The 18,267-nt window shown below is 71.2% G+C and carries 15 protein-coding genes; 13 read left to right on the top strand and 2 right to left on the bottom strand.

Annotated elements, in window-relative coordinates; translation table 11 throughout:
- The 13 genes from IT371_00350 to IT371_00290 all read left to right on the top strand — a co-directional run bounded on the left by IT371_00350 (position 1) and on the right by IT371_00290 (position 15,750).
- Positions 1–1,392: an AgmX/PglI C-terminal domain-containing protein gene (locus IT371_00350; protein MCC6746072.1), complete on the top strand. Its 1,392-nt coding sequence runs from the start codon at positions 1–3 to the stop codon at positions 1,390–1,392.
- 156 nt (positions 1,393–1,548) lie between these two features.
- Positions 1,549–3,135, top strand: a complete 1,587-nt coding sequence (locus IT371_00345) for a hypothetical protein (protein ID MCC6746071.1) — start codon at positions 1,549–1,551, stop codon at positions 3,133–3,135.
- Positions 3,132–4,721 carry a hypothetical protein gene (locus tag IT371_00340; GenBank protein ID MCC6746070.1) on the top strand — a complete coding sequence of 530 codons (1,590 nt, stop codon included), beginning with the start codon at positions 3,132–3,134 and terminating at the stop codon, positions 4,719–4,721. The genes IT371_00345 and IT371_00340 overlap by 4 nt, the downstream gene beginning before the upstream one ends.
- A 361-nt stretch (positions 4,722–5,082) precedes the next feature.
- Complete coding sequence (locus IT371_00335) at positions 5,083–6,072, top strand: MoxR family ATPase (GenBank protein ID MCC6746069.1); 990 nt, start codon at positions 5,083–5,085, stop codon at positions 6,070–6,072.
- A 39-nt stretch (positions 6,073–6,111) separates the two neighbouring features.
- On the top strand, positions 6,112–7,038 hold the full coding sequence (locus IT371_00330) for a DUF58 domain-containing protein (GenBank protein MCC6746068.1): 927 nt from the start codon (positions 6,112–6,114) through the stop codon (positions 7,036–7,038).
- Positions 7,035–8,135 carry a hypothetical protein gene (locus IT371_00325; protein MCC6746067.1) on the top strand — a complete coding sequence of 367 codons (1,101 nt, stop codon included), beginning with the start codon at positions 7,035–7,037 and terminating at the stop codon, positions 8,133–8,135. Before IT371_00330 ends, IT371_00325 begins: the two co-directional genes overlap by 4 nt.
- Before the next feature lie 37 nt (positions 8,136–8,172).
- A complete protein-coding gene (locus IT371_00320; protein MCC6746066.1) occupies positions 8,173–9,252 on the top strand; it encodes a VWA domain-containing protein in 1,080 nt (359 codons plus the stop codon).
- Between the two features lie 6 nt (positions 9,253–9,258).
- A complete protein-coding gene (locus IT371_00315) occupies positions 9,259–10,293 on the top strand; it encodes a VWA domain-containing protein (protein MCC6746065.1) in 1,035 nt (344 codons plus the stop codon).
- On the top strand, positions 10,290–11,126 hold the full coding sequence (locus tag IT371_00310; protein ID MCC6746064.1) for a tetratricopeptide repeat protein: 837 nt from the start codon (positions 10,290–10,292) through the stop codon (positions 11,124–11,126). Before IT371_00315 ends, IT371_00310 begins: the two co-directional genes overlap by 4 nt.
- A gap of 165 nt (positions 11,127–11,291) precedes the next feature.
- Positions 11,292–13,127, top strand: a complete 1,836-nt coding sequence (locus tag IT371_00305; GenBank protein ID MCC6746063.1) for a protein BatD — start codon at positions 11,292–11,294, stop codon at positions 13,125–13,127.
- Positions 13,127–13,906: a tetratricopeptide repeat protein gene (locus tag IT371_00300; GenBank protein MCC6746062.1), complete on the top strand. Its 780-nt coding sequence runs from the start codon at positions 13,127–13,129 to the stop codon at positions 13,904–13,906. The genes IT371_00305 and IT371_00300 overlap by 1 nt, the downstream gene beginning before the upstream one ends.
- 33 nt (positions 13,907–13,939) lie before the next feature.
- Positions 13,940–14,710 (top strand): alpha/beta hydrolase, encoded by a 771-nt coding sequence (locus IT371_00295; protein ID MCC6746061.1) that lies wholly within the window; start codon positions 13,940–13,942, stop codon positions 14,708–14,710.
- 14 nt (positions 14,711–14,724) lie between these two features.
- Positions 14,725–15,750, top strand: a complete 1,026-nt coding sequence (locus IT371_00290; protein MCC6746060.1) for a PE-PGRS family protein — start codon at positions 14,725–14,727, stop codon at positions 15,748–15,750.
- 604 nt (positions 15,751–16,354) lie between these two features.
- Here IT371_00290 and IT371_00285 read toward each other — a convergent pair.
- Positions 16,355–17,893 carry an outer membrane protein transport protein gene (locus IT371_00285; GenBank protein ID MCC6746059.1) on the bottom strand — a complete coding sequence of 513 codons (1,539 nt, stop codon included), beginning with the start codon at positions 17,891–17,893 and terminating at the stop codon, positions 16,355–16,357.
- A gap of 29 nt (positions 17,894–17,922) precedes the next feature.
- A partial coding sequence (locus IT371_00280) for a hypothetical protein (GenBank protein MCC6746058.1) occupies positions 17,923–18,267 on the bottom strand: 345 nt, incomplete at its 5' end.

Raw genomic sequence — 18,267 nt, 5'->3', positions numbered from 1 at the left:
ATGCGTTCCGAAGGCCGACGTGTGCTCAACGTGGTGGCGCGGTGGGAGGAGCAGATCCTCTGGCATCGACAGCTCGAGGCGGGGGAGGGGATCGAGGCCGGCCCCGAGGCGGGCTGCGCGCTCGTGCTGCCGGAGGCGCTGCTCGCGCAGACGCAGGCGCTGGTGGAGCACGAGGCGGGCGGGTGCCTCCTCTCCGTCCCGCCGGGAGGGAGGCTGGTCCTACACGCGAGCGACGAGAGCGGCGCCCCGGCGCGCGTCTTGTCGGGGGGCGAGCGCGCGTCGCTTTCCGACGGAGAGCGGGCCGAGCTCGAGCTCGGTGCGGTGCGCCTGCAGCTCTTCTACGGCGAGCGCCCCGAGAGCGTGCGGCGTCCGGCCGTGGGCTGGGACCTGCGGGCCCATCGCGGGACGCTCGTATCGTTCGGGCTGCACGCGCTGGTGCTGCTGCTCGTGGCGGCCATCCCGCCCGACGGTATGGCGCTGACGACCGGGAGCTTCGCCGTGAACCCGCGCTTCATCCCGCTCCTCACGCTGGCCAAGGAGGACAAGGATCGCCTCCCGGCCTGGCTGCTCAGGGCCACCGAGGGGGGTGGCGGTGGACGCGCGGCCCCCGGGCCGGCCGGACGGATGGGCAAGAAGGACGCACCGCGCACGGGTAAGCGCGCCGCGGTGAAGGGGAGCGACGACCGCTTCCAGCCCGCGGGGGCGATGGACGTGCAGAACACGGGGGCGCTGGCCGCGCTGCGCTCGAGCCGCACGCTCGCGCTGCTCCTCGATCCGACGAAGCGCGCGCTCGGGGACGAGGCGGAGCAGGCGCTCGGCGGGCTCGTCGGCAATCAGGTGGGCGAGGACTACGGCGTGGGCGGGCTCTCCCTGTCGGGACCGGGGCGCGGCGGCGGCTGCGAGGGCGGCGACCCGGCGAAGTGCGGGTTCGTGGGAGTGGGCAAGGGGGACCTCGGGCGCATCGGGCCGCTCAAGGGTCCGGGCTCGGGCGACAAGTGGGGCCCCGGGCACAGGGCGAGTCTTCCTCCGCCCAAGGCCGCGCGCATCCACGTCGGCGGCGGCGAGGTGGTGCACAAGGGCGGCCTGAGCAAGGAGATCATCCGTCGCGTCGTGAAGCAGCACCGGAACGAGATCAGCTTCTGCTACCAGAGGGAGCTCCAGGCCAACCCGCGCCTCGGGGGCCGCCTGGTGGTGCGCTTCGTGATTCAGGGCAACGGGCGCGTGGCCTTCGCGAACGTGGCGGAGAGCGAGCTCCAGAGTCGACCGGTGGAGGGGTGCGTGACGCAGGCGGTGCGGCGCTGGGAGTTTCCGGCTCCGCAGGGCGGAGGGCTCGTGGACGTGACCTATCCCTTCGTGCTGCGCTCGGCCGGACAGCTCGCCGGAGCCGAGTAGCGCGCGGGGCGGCTCGCCGAGCCACCCCCTCGCCGGAATTCGAAGACCCCTTTTCCATCCGCCCGAAATCGGGAGCCCCGGTTCGACCACGCCCCTGAAACCCCACAGCATTTTCGCGATCCGGCGTGGCACGGGAGTTGTTTATCTCCGAGGACGATGCCTGTAGCGCGACGCTTTGTTTTTGCCCTCCTCCTCATCTGTGGACTGGTGGACGCGCAGGCGGCCTGGGCGCGCCAGCCTCTGCCCGAGCCGAACATCGTGCGGCTCACCGACCAGCAGCGCGCGCAGGTGCAGGCCCGCGGACTGCGCGAGGCGGCGCTGGACCCGGCCTTCGTGCAGCAGCACCATCGCAACTACACCTTTCAGATCCCGTTCGAGCGCGTGCGGCCGGCCGTGACCGACGAAGGGCGCGGCGACCGCTCGTGGGCCTGCGCGGCGCTCACGGTTTTTTCCAGCAAGGCGATGGTGCGCCGCAACCAGGCGCCCGAGCCGCTCTCGGTGGCCTTTCTCACCTATCAGCTGCTGCACCGACGGGCGAGCGGGATCCTCTCCGACGCCATGGCGGTGGACGGGCGGATCAACCTGGGCTTCGTGTCGAGGAACCTGGAGGTGGGGGGTGGGACCTTCGGCGACGCGAGCCGGCTCATCAAGGCCGCGGGGATCGTGCCGGCGCGGGCCATGCCCCTCACGGTGGACGGCCGCACGAACGCGACGGACGGGCACCTCGGCATCCTGCACGACCGGATCGGGCGCGTGCTGGTGCGGGCGGTGCTGGAGCTCGAGGCGATCAACGAACGGATGCCCGGCGCCGACGACGCGACCAAGGCCGCGCGCACGGCCGAGAAGAAGCGCGTGAGCGTGCAGGCGCTCCGCGCCGTGGACGGCGTGCTGGACACCGTGCTCGGGCGTCCTCCGGCGCGGTTTGCGGTGGGTGGGCAGCTGCACACGCCCCAGAGCTACGCCCGCGAGGTGCTGGGGCTCGCGGACGACGACTTCGAGTACGTCTCGCTCTCGTGCGACACGACCCGTCGCGCGGGGCGTCCGTACCGGCTCGGCAAGCAGCCGATCTACAACGTCACGATGGAGACGCTCGAGGAGCTGATGAAGGCCACGCTGCATACCGGGCAGGCGGTCTACCTCATGGCGAACCTGGACGGCGGCTCTCCCGCGCGCGTGGCCGACGGAGAAGGGACCCCGCGCGCGGCTCGCGGCATCCTGAGCCCGGGGGCCTTTCGCTACGATCGGATCGTCCCGGTGCCCCCCTTTGCCGCCGAGGACGAGCGGCGCGCCGGCGTGCTGCCGGCGAGGCGGGCTGTGGCCATCACCGGCTACGACCTGGAGCCGGGCGGCCCTCGCGTGCGCAAGTGGAAGGCGGTCGCCGGGCTCGGCCCCGCGGTCGGGGACGAGGGTGTGTTTCACCTCTATCGCGACTTCCTCGCGCGCTACGGCGGGCGCGTGGCCGTGCCGCGGGCGGTGGTGCCCGACCGGCTGCTCGCCGAGTGGAACGCCGCGGCGGCGCCCAACCCTGGACCCGCGCGTCCCGCGGAGGCGTGGAGCGCGGAAGAGCGCTCGCAGCTCGTGCTGCGGCTTCTGGACGGCACGGTCACGGTGCGCACTGCCGCCGAGGTCACGGGCCTCGAGGTGGGCGTGATCGATGGATGGCTCGCGGCGGGTCGCGCTGCCGTACGCGCGGCTCTCGAACGCCTCCCCGGGGTGCCTCCGGCGCAGGGGGTGCGGCGATGACGCGCGCCACGCTCCGGCTCCTTCCCTTTCTGCTCCTCGGCTTCGTCGCGCTGCCCGCGCTCGCACGCGAGCCGGCCGCGCCCGCCATCCCCGAGAACGACGCGGCGCGCGCGGCGCTCCCCGCGGCGGCGAAGGAGCGCCTGATCCAGCGCTACGGCCTGAAGCCCGTGGCGCTGCGGCGCGAGTTCGTGGCCCAGCACCGGACAGCCTACGGGTGCGAGATCCCGCTCGAGCGCCGGCCGCACGTCGTCGGAGATCAGCAGCAGAGCGGGCGGTGCTGGCTCTTCGCGATGGAGCACGTGCTGCGGAGCAAGGTGGCCGCGCGGGGCGGGGAACCCCCCCCGGCGCTCAGCCCGTCGTTCCTCAACTACTACGCGCTCCGGTCCAAGGGGCGTCGGATGCTCGCGCGAGTCGCCGTGCGCGAGGGACACCCGGACCTCGGGTACGCCGCGGAGAACCTCGGCGAGGGGGGCTGGTACCCGTTGGCCGTGGACCTCGTGCGCAAGTACGGGCTCGTCCCCGAGCAGGCCATGCCGACCACGCGCGACGGGGAGCGGTCGGGGGTGGACTCCGGCGTCGTGCTGCTCCAGCTCAAGCGGATCATCTCCGCGGCCTACCGCGACGTGGCGGCGATCAACGGGAGCGACCGCGCCGACAAGTCGCGCGCGCGGCTCGCGGTGCTGCGCGAGTACGAGGCACGCATCGACGAGTTCCTCCGCACGACCATCGGCGTCCCGCCCGAGGAGTTCGTCTACAAGGGACGCCGCTACACGCCGCAAAGCTTCGTGAGCCAGGGGCTCGGGCTCGGCCCGCAGGACCTGGACTACGTCATGCTCTCGAGCAATCCCGCGCTGGAGCAGGGGGCGCGTTACCGGTACACCGTCGCCGAAGGTGCGACGCAGTTCGACGTCTGCAACGTGGCGGAGAACGTCGTGCGGGACGCCATGGTGGCCACGCTCCGTCGGGGTGAGGCGATCTGTTTTTCGGCCAACGTGAGCCCCGGCAACCCGCACGTGGTGCCCGACAAGAACGTGCCGCGTGGGGCGCTCGGGATCCTGAGCCTCGAGGCCTTCCGTTACGCCCCCTACGTGCCCGAGGCGCCGCTGGCGAGGGCCGAGCGGATGCGGGCGGGCTTCGCCCCGGTGAACCACGCCATGGTGATCACCGGCTATGACCCGGGGGCCGAGCCGGGGAGCGTGCGCAAGTGGAAGGTGGACAACAGCTGGGGCGCCGACGCCGGCGACCAGGGGCACTTCCACATGTACGACGACTTCTTTCGCGAGTACGGCGGGACCGTTGCGGTGCCGCGCGCGATGCTCCCCGAGGCGGTCCTGGCGCAGCTCATGGCCGAGCCGCCGCGCAACGACCAGCCCGTGCGGGCCTGGACCCCGGAGCTGAAGGAGAAGGTGGCCGTGCGCCTCGCGACCGAGGAACTCACCCTCTCCGACGCGATCCGCAAGTACCGCCTCCCGCGCGCCACGCTGCTCGGCTGGAAGCAGGCGGCCCTCGAGGCGCTGACCCAGGCCCTGCGCCCCGGCGCCCCTCCCGCCCCGGTTCGCCCCGCGCCCCTCGCCGCGCGGCGGTAGGGACACCCCCTGGCCGCGGGAATGCTCGGCCGGGCGAAGGGGTTCTCACCGCGGGACGAGCGTGCTAGAAAGCGCCCGCCCCGGGGCCCCGCATCGTGAGGGGTCCCAAGGGCCCGACACGGAATAGGCCGATCGGGTTGTGGTGGTCGAGGCGCGCGGCCAGCGAGGCGCGAGGAGGGCGCCTACCCGTCGGTAAGCAACCGACGAGCAACGACGCTGGCCGCGATGGATCGGCCGCCACAATGAGCGGATTATTCCGTGTCGGGCCCTTAACGATTCAAAGAGATTGCGGCCCCTGCACCGGACGGATGCGTCGCCCGGCGAGCGGGCTGCGCGTGAGCTCGCGGTCGAGGATCTACGCATGCATTCCGAGGTTCGCGTCATTAACGAGATGGTGATGGCCGAGAGCGCCTTCGTGGAGCGCCTCGGCAGCGAGGTGGCCAAGGTCATCGTCGGGCAGAAGCACATGGTGGAGCGGATCCTGATCGGGCTGCTCACCGGCGGGCACGTGCTGCTCGAGGGGGTGCCGGGGCTGGCGAAGACCCTGGCCGTCAAGACCGTGAGCGACACGCTGCAGTTCGCTTTCTCGCGCGTGCAGTTCACCCCCGACCTGCTGCCGGCCGACATCATCGGCACGATCATCTACAACCCGCACAGCGGGCAGTTCTCGGCCAAGCAGGGGCCGATCTTCGCCAACCTCGTGCTGGCCGACGAGATCAACCGCGCGCCGGCCAAGGTGCAGAGCGCGCTCCTCGAGGCGATGCAGGAGCGGCAGGTCACGATCGGCGACACGACCTATCCGCTCCCGTCCCCCTTCATGGTCATGGCCACGCAGAACCCGATCGAGCACGAGGGGACCTATCCCCTCCCCGAGGCGCAGCTCGACCGCTTCATGCTGATGATCAAGGTCAGCTACCCGACCCGCGAGGAGGAGCGCCTGATCATGGACCGCATGACCTCGGGGGTGAATCCGACGGCCGACAAGGTCATCGGGCCCGAGGAGCTCGTGCGGGCGCGCGGGGTCGTGAACCAGGTCTACGTGGACGAGAAGGTGCGCGACTACATCGTGGACGTGGTTTCGGCCACGCGCTGGCCGGAGAAGCACGGCCTGAAGGGGCTGGCGGACTTCATCGAGTACGGCGCGAGCCCGCGGGCCTCGATCTACCTGAACCTGGCCGCGCGGGCCCACGCGTTCATCAAGCGGCGCGGCTTCGTCACCCCCGAGGACGTGAAGGCGGTGGGCCCGGACGTGCTCCGGCACCGCGTGATCCTGACCTACGAGGCGGAGGCCGAGGAGATCACCACCGAGGACCTGATTCGCAAGCTCTTCGAGCAGATCGAAGTGCCCTAGCGGCCCTAACCCGGAGCGCGCGCTTCGAGGGGACGAGCGGTGTTCGCCCGCGAGCTGATCAAGAAGATCCGGCGTATCGAGATCTACACCAACCGGCTGGTCAACGATCAGCTCGCCGGGCACTACCACAGCGTCTTCAAGGGGCGCGGGATGGCCTTCGAGGAGGTGCGTCAGTACCAGCCGGGCGACGACATCCGCCTCATCGACTGGAACGTCTCGGCGCGCATGAACGACGTCTTCGTCAAGCTCTTCGTCGAGGAGCGCGAGCTGACGGTCATGTTGCTCGTGGACATGAGCGCCTCGGGGCTCTTCGGCACGCACAGCCAGACCAAGCGCGAGATTGCCGCCGAGATGGCGGCCGTCGTGGCCTTCTCGGCGATCAAGAACAACGACCGCGTGGGGCTCATCGTCTTCACCGACCGGGTGGAGAAGTTCGTACCGCCCAAGAAGGGCAAGAAGCACGTCCTGCGGGTGGTGAGCGAGATCCTGACCTTTCGCCCCGAGAGCCGTCGCACCGATGTGGCCTGCGGGCTCGAGTTTCTCGGCCGCGTCACCAAGCGCAAGAGCGTGGCGTTCCTCTTGACGGACTTTCTCGGGGAGGCGCCCGAGGGGACGCTCGACCCGCGGAGCTACGGGCTGCCGCGCCGGCTCGAGCACGCGCTGAAGGTGGTGCGGCGCAAGCACGACCTGATCCCGGTCACGATCACCGATCCGCTCGAGGAGGCGCTACCGGCGCTCGGGATCGTGGAGCTCCTCGACTTCGAGACCGGGGAGCAGCTCTCCTTCGACGCCGCCGGGCCCGAGGGGGCGGCCTTCGCCCAGCTCGTGCGCCGCGCGAAGGAGGTGCGAGAGGCCTTCTTCCGCAAGCTGAAGATCGACTTCATCAATCTGCGGACGGACGAACCCTACGTCGAGGCGCTGGTGCAGTTCTTCCGGGCGCGCGAAAAGCGGCTGGCGCACGGATGAGGAGCTACGGCGCATACGGGCTCCTGCTCGTCGGCCTCGCCCTCTCGCGTGGGGCTTTGGCCGGGGTCGATGGAGGGGCGGCGTCCAGCCAGCCCACGAGCGCGCCGACGAACGACCCCGCGGGCGCGCCGACGAGCGAACCCACGAGCGAGCCCGCGTCGCAGCCGGCGGGTGACGCGGGGGTGGTCCTGCCCGCCTGGGCGCCGAAGCTCACCGCCCGCGTCGAACCCGCGGTGGTGCGGCTCGGCGACCCGGTGCGCGTGACGATCGTCGTGCGCCAGCCGAAGGGGGTGACGGTCACGCTCCCTCTGCGCCTCGAGCTCGGGGACTTCACCGAGCTCTCGCGCAAGGAGACCCAGCGCGAGCTTCCGCCGTCGGGGGGGCTCCCCGAGGTGGAGCAGACCTTCGCGCTCGAGGTGGCGGCCTACAACCTCGGGGAGGTGACGCTGCCGCCCATCGAGGTGAACGCGCTCGGCCCAAAGGGGGAGATCCTCTCGCTCAAGACGGAGGCGCTGCCGATCCGCGTGCGGAGCGGGATGGGCAACGAGCCGAACCCCAAGCTGAAGGGGCTCGAGCCGCCGGTGCAGGTCTTCCAGCGCAACTGGTGGCTCATCGGGGGCCTCATCGCCCTCGGCGCGGCGCTGGTCGTGGCGCTCCTGACGCTGCTCGTGGCGCGCTACGTGCGCGCGCGGAGGGAGAGGCACAGGCCCCCGCCGCCGCCCATCCCCGCCGAGCGGACGGCGCTGGCGGCCCTCGCCGCGCTGGACGTGGAGGCCTACCTCGCCCGCGACGCGCACAAGGAGCTCTACCTGCGCTTCTCCGAGATCCTGCGCGCGTACGTCGGCGCGCGGTGGGGCTTCGACGCGCTGGAGATGACCACCACCGAGATCGCCGAGTGGCTCGCCCGGCGGCGCGTCAAGAGCGGCACCGAGCAGAAGCTCCTCTCCTACTTCACCGAGTGCGATCTGGTGAAGTTCGCCAAGCACCGCCCCGAGGTCGAGGTGGCCCGCGCCGCGAAGGCCGAGGCCGAGACGATCGTGCGCGAGACGACCCCCGTGATGGCTAGCCCGCCCGAGGCCCCGCATGCCCCCCAGTAGCGCAGCGGCTCCACCCCCCGCCGCGGCGAGGTCCGCGGTGCGACGGCGCTCGGCCGGGCCCGTGGGCCTGCTCGCGTTGGTGGGCCTCCCGGTGGCGGGGTACCTCGTCTGGGATCTCGCGAACGCCGGTCAGGTGGCCTTCAAGTACCCGCTCGTGCTCCTCGGCCTCCTCGCGCTGCCGCTCCTCTATCTCGCCGAGTTCGTCTGGAAGAGCCGCGGACGCGCCGCGCTCGCGTACTCCAGCACGGCGGCGCTCTCGCGGCTCCGGCAGGGGTTCTTCGCCCGGCTCGTGGCCTTGCCGCAGGTGCTGCGCCTCGTGGCCGTGGCGCTCCTCGTCGTCGCGTGCGCGCGGCCGCAGACGCGGGACCGCGGCGGGCGCGTCGAGGTGCAAGGGATCGACATCGTGGTGGCGCTCGATCTGTCGAAGAGCATGGAGGCCACGGACCTGGTGCCGAATCGTCTCGAGGCGGCGAAGAAGGTGCTCGACGACTTCATCCTGCGGCGGCGCGGGGACCGCATGGGGCTCGTGATCTTCGGGCGCGAGGCCTTCACGCACTGCCCACTCACCCTCGACTACGGCGTGCTGCGCGAGCTCCTCGGCGACCTGCACTTCGACCTGATCGACGGCTCGGCCACGGCCATCGGCAACGCGCTCGGGGTGGGGCTCGCGCGCCTTCGGGCGAGCGACGCCAAGAGCAAGGTAATCATCCTGCTCACCGACGGAGACAGCAACGCCGGCAACGTGGCGCCGAGCCAGGCCGCGCGCTACGCCCAGGCCATGAAGGTGAAGGTCTTCACCATCCTGATGGGGGCGCAAGGGGAGCAGGTGGTGCGCGACGCCTTCGGGCGGGCGGTGCAGGGGGGGCGCCAGTTCCCGGTCAACCCGAAGCTCCTCGAGGAGATCGCCGCGCAGACGGGAGGGAAGGCCTACCTTGCCACCGACCGGCAGGGGCTCGAGGAGAAGTTCGAGCAGATCCTGCGCGAGCTGGACAAGAGCACGCGCCGGGAGGTGGCCGCGGTCTACGCCGACGCGCACCGCCCCTTCGCCGCGACGGGCCTCGGGCTGCTCCTGCTCGAGGCGCTGCTCGTGCTCACGCGCCTGCGGCGCTTTCCCTGAGGCCCCATGCGCTTCGCGAACCCCGAGCTGCTCTGGCTTCTCGCGCTTCTGCCCGCCCTCATCGTGGGGCTCGCGCTCCGCTACGGCTGGCGGCGGCGGACGCTGGCGAGCCTGGGGAACCTGGCCCAGGTGGCGCGGCTCGCGGCCTCGGTCAGCCCCGGACGGAGGCTCGCGAAGGCGATCCTGCTGGTCCTCGGCCTGGGGCTGGTCATCCTGACGCTCGCGCGGCCGCAGGCGGGGGAGCGCACGAGCCTGGCGCCGGCGGTCGGCATCGACCTCGTGGTGGCGCTCGACTTCTCGAAGAGCATGCTGGCGCGCGACGCCTATCCGAGCCGCATCGAGCGCGCGAAGGCCGAGCTCGTGCGCCTCATCGACGGGCTGAAGGGGGACCGCCTCGGGCTCGTGGCCTTCGCCGGGGAGACGCTGAGCTACCCGCTGACCACCGACTACGCCGCGGCCAAGCTCTTCTGGCGGGACATGACCCCGCTCGACATGCCGGTGGGCGGGACGGCGATAGGCAAGGCCATCGTGGCCGGCACGCGCCTGCTCACCGCGGTGCGGGGCAAGGGGCCGCCGCGCTCGCAGGTGATCCTGCTCCTCACCGACGGAGAGGACCACGAGAGCGAGCCGCTCGAGGCCGCGAAGGAGGCGGGCCGCCTCGGGATCCGAGTCTATACGGTGGGGATCGGGTCCCGCTCGGGGGAGCCGATCCCGCAGCTCAACGAGGACGGGACGATCTCGGGCTACCTGCAAGGGCCGGGGGGGCGCCCCGTGACCTCGCGGCTCGAGGACCGGACGCTCGCCGAGGTGGCCAAGCACACGCGCGGGCGGTACATCGAGATGGACCCGCGGCACTTCGCGGTGGAGCCGATTCTCGCCGAGCTGGAGAAGCTGACCCGCTCGGAGATCAAGTCCCGGCTGGTGAAGCACTACGACGAGGTGTATCCGTGGTTCCTCTTCCCCGCGCTGCTCTGCCTGATTCTGGAGCTCCTGCTCTCGGACCGCCGCCGGCGCGTTACGGCCCCCGAGGTGCACGCATGAAGGCGCGACCGTCGCTCTCGACCCGTGCGAGGGTCCTGCTTCTCGCCTGTGTACCGTGGCTCGCGGCGTGGGAGCCCTTCCGCACCACCAACTCTGCCGTGGAGGAGGGGAACGCGCAGCTCGGCGCCGGGAAGGCCAAGGAGGCGCTCGAGCAGTACGGCCAGGCCGCGCGCCAGCTGCCCGACGAGGCGGGGGTGCACTACAACCGGGGCCTCGCCCTCTACCAGCTCGGCCGACACGAGGAGGCGCGGCAAGCGCTGACGCAGGGAGCGGCGACGGGGAACGTGGACCTGAGGGCGAGGAGCTTCTACGGCCTCGGCAACGCGCTCTTCCAGCTGAAGAAGTACAAGGAGGCGGTGGAGGCCTACCGGCGGACGCTGGCCCTGCGGCCCCGGCACGACGCCGCCAAGTGGAACCTGGAGCTCGCGCTCCGGCGGATCCAGGACGAGAAGAAGAAGGAAGAGCAGAAGAAGAAGGACGAGGAGAAGAAGAAGCAGGACCAGAAAAAGCCAGAAGACCAGAAAAAGCAACAAGACCAGCAAGACAAGCAAAAGCAGCAAGGCAAGGACCAGGACCCGCAGAAGCAGCAGAAGCCCGAACCGAAGAAGGATCAGCCCGACGGCAAGAAGCCGGAGCCGAAGAAGGAACCGCCGAAGGAGCGGCCCCAGCCGAAGCCGCAGGGGGGCGGCAAGGGCGAGCCCAAGAAGCCCGAGGGGCAGCCGGAGGTGGATCGCGTGCTGGATGCCCTCGACCGCTCGGACAAGAAGCTGCAGCGGAATCGGGCGCGCATGATGCTCCCGCCGAACTACCGCCGCCCCGAGAAGGACTGGTAAGGGCTCGTGATAGAACAAGTCAAGCGATTGAGGTTGTCGAGGCGCCCGGATGGCAAGGCGCGCCGACGAAGTCGTACTGGTCGGTACTTCGAGGAGGCGCAACGCCGGCAGTCGGGATGGATCGGCGACGTCAGCGTTCGAGTTGTGCTGTCACGAGCCCTACACATGGTCAACTGGGCCGCGATCCATCCCGCCGGGCTGCGTTGGGCGCTGCGGTGTCTGCCCACCCTGCTGCTCGTCCTCTCGGCCTTCTGGCCGCTCCTCGCGCAGGCGCAGCACAGCGTGCGGCTGGAGGTGGACAAGCACCTCGTGCAGGTGGGGGAGGTGGTGCAGGTGACGGTGGAGCTGAGCGTGACGGGGCGCGGAGGCTACGACCGCTACTTCCCGCCGCAGCTGCAGGGGTTCCGCGAGGCGGGGGGCGGGATGACCTCGCAGAACGTGGAGATCATCAACTGGCAGGTGCGGCGGCGCGAGACGCACGTCTACAACGTGATGCCGCTGCGCGAGGGGAAGCTGACCATCGGGCCCGCGGCGGTGCAGGTGGGTGGGCGCACCTTCCGCTCGGCGACGGTCACGCTGGACGTGCGCAAGGGGAAGCTCCCTGGGGGGGCGCAGGCGCCGGGCCAGGCCCCGCTTGCGGGGGGCCCCGCGGCTCCCGCGGCACCGGGGGCGCGCGAGCTCGAGACGCTCTTTCTGCACGGAGGCGCGGCGCCGAAGAAGGTCTACGTCGGGCAACAGGTCGTGGCCGAGTGGCGGCTCTTCACCCAGACCGACGTGCTCGGCTTTCAGTCCACCAAGCAGCCCACGACGGACGGTTTCTGGGTCGAGGACCTCGAGTCCCCGCAGCGGCTGCAGTTCGAGCGCACGGAGGTGGCCGGGCGCGTGTACTACGCCGCGCTCCTCGGTCGGAAGGCGCTCTTTCCGCAGCGCGCGGGCAAGTTGATCGTGGGGCCGATGGCGGCGCAGGTGCGGACGCTGAACGACTTCACCTCCTCGGCCTCGGAGCGGCAGAGCCCGGAGCTGACCGTGGAGGTGCTGCCGCTGCCGACGGCGAATCAGCCCCCCGGCTTCTCGAACCAGAACGTGGGGCAGTACGAGCTCTCGGCCTCCCTCGATCGCGAGAGCGTCAAAGGGGGCGACGCGGTCACGCTGAAGCTGGTGATCCGCGGGCGGGGGAACCTGCGCCAGCTCAAGGTGCCGGTCCTACCCGCGGTGGACGGCTTCAAGGTCTACGAACCCAAGGTGAGCGAACGGCTCGAGCTGTCGGGGGGCGTGTCGGGAGAGAAGCTCGTCGAGTATCTGCTCCTGCCCACGCGCGCCGGTCGTCTGCGGTTGCCCGCGCTGAGCCTGCCCTACTTCGACCCGGAGGCGGGGAAGTACCGCACGGCGCAGGCGGCGGGGCTCACGCTCACGGTGACGGGGCAGGTGGAGAAGGACGGGCCCACCCGAGGCCGCGCGGAGCGGAACGTGCTCGAACGGGACATCCGTCCGCCGCGCCCGCCGCGCCCGATCGCGCACGAGACCCCCTTCTCGCCGCTCAAGGGGATCACCCCCTGGCTCGTGCTCTTTCCCGCGGCGCTCTTCTTCGGCCTGACGGGGGGCGCACGCCTCAAGGCCCGCCTGAGCCGGCCCTCGGCCGCGGCGACCCACCGCGCGGTGACGCGCCGGGTGCGCGAGCACCTGGAACGCGCCGTCGCGCTCGAGACGAGCGGGGAGCGCGGTGCCTTTTTCGGCGAGCTCGCGGCGGCGTTGAAGGAGCAGCTCCGGCTCTTTCTCGGTCAGGCAGTGGAGGGGCTCACGCGCGACGAGCTCGGTCAGGTGCTGGAGGGGGCCGGGCTCGACGCGGCGCTCGCGCGCGGAGTGCTCGAGGAGCTCGACAACTGCGACTTCGGGCGCTTTGCCCCCTCGGCGGCCTCGGGGCCGGCGCTCTCGGAGGCGGTGGCCCGCACGCGGCGACTCGTCTCGGAGCTGGCGCGGGCCCTACGGCGGAGGGGGGCCTGATGCCGCGCCGATCCTGGCCCATCGCGCTCTTGCTCGGGCTCTGCCTCTTCGGAGCGGACCCCGTGCCCGCGCGGGCGGAGACGGTGCAGGAGGCCTACGGTGCCGCGCTCGCGCACTTCTACGCCGGACGCTACCCGGCGGCGGTGCAGGGGCTCGAACGGCTCGTCGCGGTGCCCGTGCACCACGCGGACCTCTTCTACAACCTCGGCGTGGCCTACTACCGCCTCGGGAAGCTCGGCTCGGCGGTCTACTACTTCGAGCGTACCCTGGCCCTCGACCCCGCGGCGGAGGACGCGCGGCACAACCTCGCTACGGCGCAGGCCCAGGCGCAGGCCCGGGTGAAGGACGTCCTCCGGGGCGTGGCCAGCGAGACGGGCTGGGAGCGCGCGGTGAAGCTCCTCTCGCTGCGTGGCTGGACGGTCGGCTTCGTCGGTCTCTGGTGGCTCCTCTTCGGCCTCTTCGCGCTGCTCGGCCGGCTCCCCCCCGGGGCCGCGCGCGCCGGGACCGTGGCGGTGACGAGCTTCGTGGCCCTGCTCCTCCTCGGAACCGCGGTGCTCGGCGGCGGGAGACTCCACACCGCCCGGAGCGTGCGGCACGCCGTGGTGCTGCCGGATCAGGTGTCCGTGCGCGAGGGACCCGCGCCGGGCACGCGTAACCTCTTCAGCCTGCACGCCGGGCTCAAGGTGCGCTTTCTCGTCGAGGAGGGCGGCTTCGTGCAGATCCGCCTGGCCAACGGCCTCGAGGGGTGGGTGGCGCGCGGCGAGCTGGGCTTATTGTAGACCGCTACCTCGATCTTCATAGGAGACCTCTCGATGCCGACCCTCGCGCTGCCCGAAGTGACCCTGGCCTACGACGACCGCGGCACGGGCGATCCGGCGCTCGTACTGATCCACGGACTGGCGTGCGATCGCTCGTACCTCGCGCCGCAGGCCGAGCGCTTCGTCGGGCGGCACCGCGTGGTGAGCGTGGACCTTCGCGGCCACGGCGAGAGCTCCGCCGCCGCGAGCTACCGCATCCGGGACTTCGGCGACGACGTGCTGCGCCTCCTCGACGCGCTCGAGCTTCCGCGCGTCGTGGTCGCGGGACACAGCATGGGCGGCCTGGTGGCGCTCGAGGTGGCGGCGCGCGATCCGGAGCGGGTCGTGGGCGCCGCGCTGCTGGATTCGCCGATCCTTCTCGGCGCGGAGACGGGCCCCATCTTCAAGGAGCTCCTCGCGGCGCTCGCCGGGCCGAACTACGTCGAGGTCTTTCGCGCCTTCAACGCGCAGTGCTTCTTTCCGTACGAGGACGCGGCTCGTCGGGAGCGCCTCCTGAACGAGATGTGCAGTGTCCCGCGCGAGGTGGTGCTGCCGGCGCTCGAGGCGATCGTCACCTACGACAGCGCGGCAGCCTGCGCGCGCATCTCGGCCCCGCTGCTCTACCTGCGGGGGCTGAACGCCGTCTCAGAGGCGCTCTGGCACGAGCACGTACCCCACGGGCTCTGGGGTCAGCCGACCGGGGCGGGGCACTTCCACCAGCTCGAGGTCCCCGACCAGGTGAACGCGATGCTGGACCGCTTCCTCGCGCTGGCGCTCCGCTCCTGACGGTGGGCCCGGGTGTGGCTGCGAAACGGGTCGACCGCTTGCGTCGCGCCGCACGGCTGCTCGGGGTGCTCCTCGCCGCGGCTGCCGCGAAGGGCTGCAGCGGTCCGGGGAGCGCGTCCTCCGACGGGGGAGCGGACGGACGTCCGGCCTCGGTCGACGCCCGGGTCGGTTTCGACCTGGCCCCACCCGACGGCGCATCGGCTTCCGCCTGCCCGCGCTTCGATCCCGGCCGGGTGAGCGGAACCGTCGGCGCGGCGCAGCTCACCGAGGCGTCAGGGCTGGTGGCGAGCCGCCGCACGCCGGGGCTGCTCTGGCTCCACAACGACTCGGGGGACGGACCGAACCTCTACGCCGTCAGCGCGAGCGGCGTGCACCAGGGCACCTTCGCGCTCGAGGGGGCGACGGCGGTGGACTGGGAGGATCTCGCCGCGGGGCCGGGACCGGAGGCGGGGCGCTCGTACCTCTACGTCGGGGACATCGGCGACAACGCGGAGGCGCGCGAGCACGTCGTGGTCTATCGCGTGGCCGAGCCCGAGGTGAAGGTGGGGACGATCCCCGAGGTGACGACGCTCGGCGGCGTCGAGCGCTTCGAGTTCACCTATCCGGCCGGCAAGGCCACGAACGCGGAGAGCCTGTTCGTGGATCCGGGGAGCGGCGACCTCTACGTGCTGGCCAAGCGCAGCCAGGGGCCTTCGCCGCTCTACCGGGCCAGGGCGCCCCTGTCGGCCGGGACGCGCCGCGAGCTAGAGCAGGTGGCGGAGGTGGACCTCGCCGCGCTCGGCGGGGACGCGCTCGCCACCGGGGCCGACCTCTCTCCGTCGGGGGAGGAGCTGCTCGTGCGGAGCTACACGCGGCTCTGGCTCTTTCGCCGGGCCAAGGGGCGGAGCGTGGCCGAGGCGCTCGCGAGCCCGCCCTGCGCGGTCCCCGTGCTCCGCGAACTCCAGGGGGAGGCCGTGGGCTTCGCCGCGGACGGGCAGGGCTACTTCACCGTGAGCGAGGGCGCCGCGCCGGAGCTCCACTTCCACGCGCGGCAGCGCTAGGGCAGGGGCGTGATCCACGATAGTCGGTCATGTGCCTCTAGAGCGCCGACCGGCTTGACCTCGGTCGTGAAATCGCCGATCTGCGTCGCATCGCTGCGTTGCTCCTCGGTCACATATTCCCGATATGCTCCCTCGTCGCGCCTTGCGCTGCTCGCACCTCGACGATTTCACTCGGTCGGCCAAACTGATCGGCGCTCTCGGCAGCCCCACCTCGCCGGAGGCGGTCGCGAGCGCGGCCGAGGGGGCAGCCCGCTCCCCGGCTGTTTCTTCTGCCCCGCGCCCGTGCGTTTCCCACCCCACCCCGTCGCCTCCCGCAGAGGCAACGGGAGCTGCTTCGCCGAATCCGCCGACGTACGTGTGCCCGAAGTCCGGTCATCTCCCGAGGAGGACTTGCGTTTGCATGCCATCATGAATAAGGCCAATACCAGCGAAGCGCCGGTCTGAGGTCAATCGATCTCCTTGCACGAACACACAAACACAACAACAGCCACCCCCTCCCCGCCGCACCGACCCACCCCGGCCCTCCGCGTGCGCCCACTGCCGCCCGCGCTCGTGCCCCTAAGTCGGGGCCCGTCGTGGTCGGCGCTCTCCGGCAACCGGTCGGTCAGAAGCGCGCGGTCACGTCCAGGGCGGGTGAATGCGTGATCCCCGCGCCACGGGCGTTCGTGGGGGGCCGCGTCTGGCTATTGCGCACGTCGCGCGGGAGATAGAGCCCGAGCAGGTAGGTGGCCGAGAAGCGCCACCGGGGGCTCATCCTGTAGACCACCCCGGCCGTGACCTTGACGTAGGAGTTCGACGGATTGTCGAGGGTGAAGGTCTCGTCAGGGATGGGCGAGGCGTCGAAACCGAGGCCGGCGAGCAGGTCCAGCGCGGGCAGGCGCTTGAAGGGGCGCACGTCGATCCCCCCCGAGACTTGATAGCTGAGCTTGTACTTCTTGTCGCGCGTGAGCGAGGCCTCGGTCATCGGCTCCTTGCCGACGGCGGTCGGGTTGTAGATCGGACGGAGCACCTGCTTGTCGTAGAGCTGGTAGAGCCAGAAGCGCGCCTCGACGCCGAGCTCGACGCGCCGCCCGAGCCGGAAGTGCAGGCCGGCCTGCAGGTTGTGCGGGATGGGCATCTCGATCACCAGCCGCTCGGGTAGCTTGTACCCCACGGAGGTCACGAGACGCTGGAAGGTCTCCTGGTCCTTCACGTTCTTTCCGAGAGCCTTGAATTCTACGTTTCCTTCAAATGTTGCACTCTTCGCGCCGGCGTACCCGAGCCCGATGGAGAGCCACGGCCACGGTGAGACGAGCGCCGAGAGATTCCAGCCCACGCCGTGGTCCACGCCGGAGAAGTCCATGCGCAGGTCGCCGAGGAGCTGCTGGGCCAGGACGGCGAGGCCTTCGGGGCGGCTCCCCTGGGGGGTCAGCGCGTCCGCGAAGCTCAGCTTCTGGGACATCGAGAGCGTGAGGTAGTTGTAGGAGAGCGCGCCGCCGAGGGCGAGGTAGCGGTTGACGCGCCAGCCGACGGCCAGGGTGGGCGCGATGGAGAGAAAGACGCCGCCGACGATCATGTACGCGGTAGGCGCGCTCTCGGGCATCTCGGCGCCGTAGAGGTTCGGCGAGTAGAGGGCGAGCGCCACCACCACGTCCTTGCCGCGGCGCCCGAGGAAGCCGAGGTCGGTGCTGGCCGCCAGGTAGGGGAGCAGGCCGAAGTAGCGCTCGGGCGAGATCTTCGCCGCGTAGTAGCCCTCGCCGTCGATGGGCCACGGGCAGGGGGCGGCTCCCGGCTCGCCGCACCCGCTCGGGTTGATCTCCGGGTAGCGCTGGGGGTCGAGCGCCTTGACGCGGAAGCTGTGACTCACGAAGGTCGGGGCGAAGAAGGCGTAGACCTGCCTGTCCGGTTGATCCGCGAGGCCCGCCGGGTTGTGGAAGACCGCGCTCAGGTCGTCGGGACAGCCGATCACCGCCTGCATCCCCCCGCGTCGCGTGCCGAAGGTCGTGACGGTGAAGCCGCCGGCGCGCGCGCTCGACGCGGACAGGCCGCAGCCGAGGAGGATTAGAGCCGCGACGACCCGCGGGGATGCGGTGCGGCGGTCGAGACGATCGGGGGAGGCAGCTAGCGGGCGGTGCAGAGCTCGGGTCGAGGGAGCGCGCGTCATCGCTCCATCGTATCACCGCGCGCGTGCTACTACGCCTTGGGCGGACACGTCCCGCCCTTCGGGATGCAGACGTTCCCGAAGGCGCCGCCGCTGAAGATCGGCACGCAGTCGTAGCCCGTGGGGCAGGGGTTCTGCTTCGAGCAGCTCCGGCTGCAGATGGTCTGTCCCCCCGGCAGAGGCAAGCACTTCGCCCCGGTGCCCGTGCACTCGGGCTTCTGCGCGTTGCAGTAGTCGCAGAGCTGCCCGGCGCTCTTGCCGCAGAGCTGCCCGTCGGTCCCCGCGGGGAGGATGCAGTTCGCCTGCTCGCAGCACTTGGGCTCGAAGTAGACGTTGTAGCAGGCGCACGGCGTGTTCGGCCGCTTGCCGTCGGAGCG

Source organism: Deltaproteobacteria bacterium, from assembly GCA_020848905.1.
Lineage (GTDB): Bacteria > Myxococcota_A > Polyangia.
The sequence above is the reverse complement of the archived record's forward strand: the minus strand, read 5'-3'. Positions and strand labels throughout refer to the sequence as shown.

Excerpts from the sequence above, each read along its gene's own strand:
- IT371_00305 (MCC6746063.1), top strand. The coding sequence starts at position 11,292 with ATGGTCAACTGGGCCGCGATCCATCCCGCCGGGCTGCGTTGGGCGCTG.
- IT371_00285 (MCC6746059.1), bottom strand. The coding sequence starts at position 17,893 with ATGACGCGCGCTCCCTCGACCCGAGCTCTGCACCGCCCGCTAGCTGCC.
- IT371_00350 (MCC6746072.1), top strand. The coding sequence starts at position 1 with ATGCGTTCCGAAGGCCGACGTGTGCTCAACGTGGTGGCGCGGTGGGAG.
- IT371_00310 (MCC6746064.1), top strand. The coding sequence starts at position 10,290 with ATGAAGGCGCGACCGTCGCTCTCGACCCGTGCGAGGGTCCTGCTTCTC.
- IT371_00335 (MCC6746069.1), top strand. The coding sequence starts at position 5,083 with ATGCATTCCGAGGTTCGCGTCATTAACGAGATGGTGATGGCCGAGAGC.
- IT371_00315 (MCC6746065.1), top strand. The coding sequence starts at position 9,259 with ATGCGCTTCGCGAACCCCGAGCTGCTCTGGCTTCTCGCGCTTCTGCCC.
- IT371_00345 (MCC6746071.1), top strand. The coding sequence starts at position 1,549 with ATGCCTGTAGCGCGACGCTTTGTTTTTGCCCTCCTCCTCATCTGTGGA.
- IT371_00340 (MCC6746070.1), top strand. The coding sequence starts at position 3,132 with ATGACGCGCGCCACGCTCCGGCTCCTTCCCTTTCTGCTCCTCGGCTTC.
- IT371_00300 (MCC6746062.1), top strand. The coding sequence starts at position 13,127 with ATGCCGCGCCGATCCTGGCCCATCGCGCTCTTGCTCGGGCTCTGCCTC.
- IT371_00295 (MCC6746061.1), top strand. The coding sequence starts at position 13,940 with ATGCCGACCCTCGCGCTGCCCGAAGTGACCCTGGCCTACGACGACCGC.
- IT371_00325 (MCC6746067.1), top strand. The coding sequence starts at position 7,035 with ATGAGGAGCTACGGCGCATACGGGCTCCTGCTCGTCGGCCTCGCCCTC.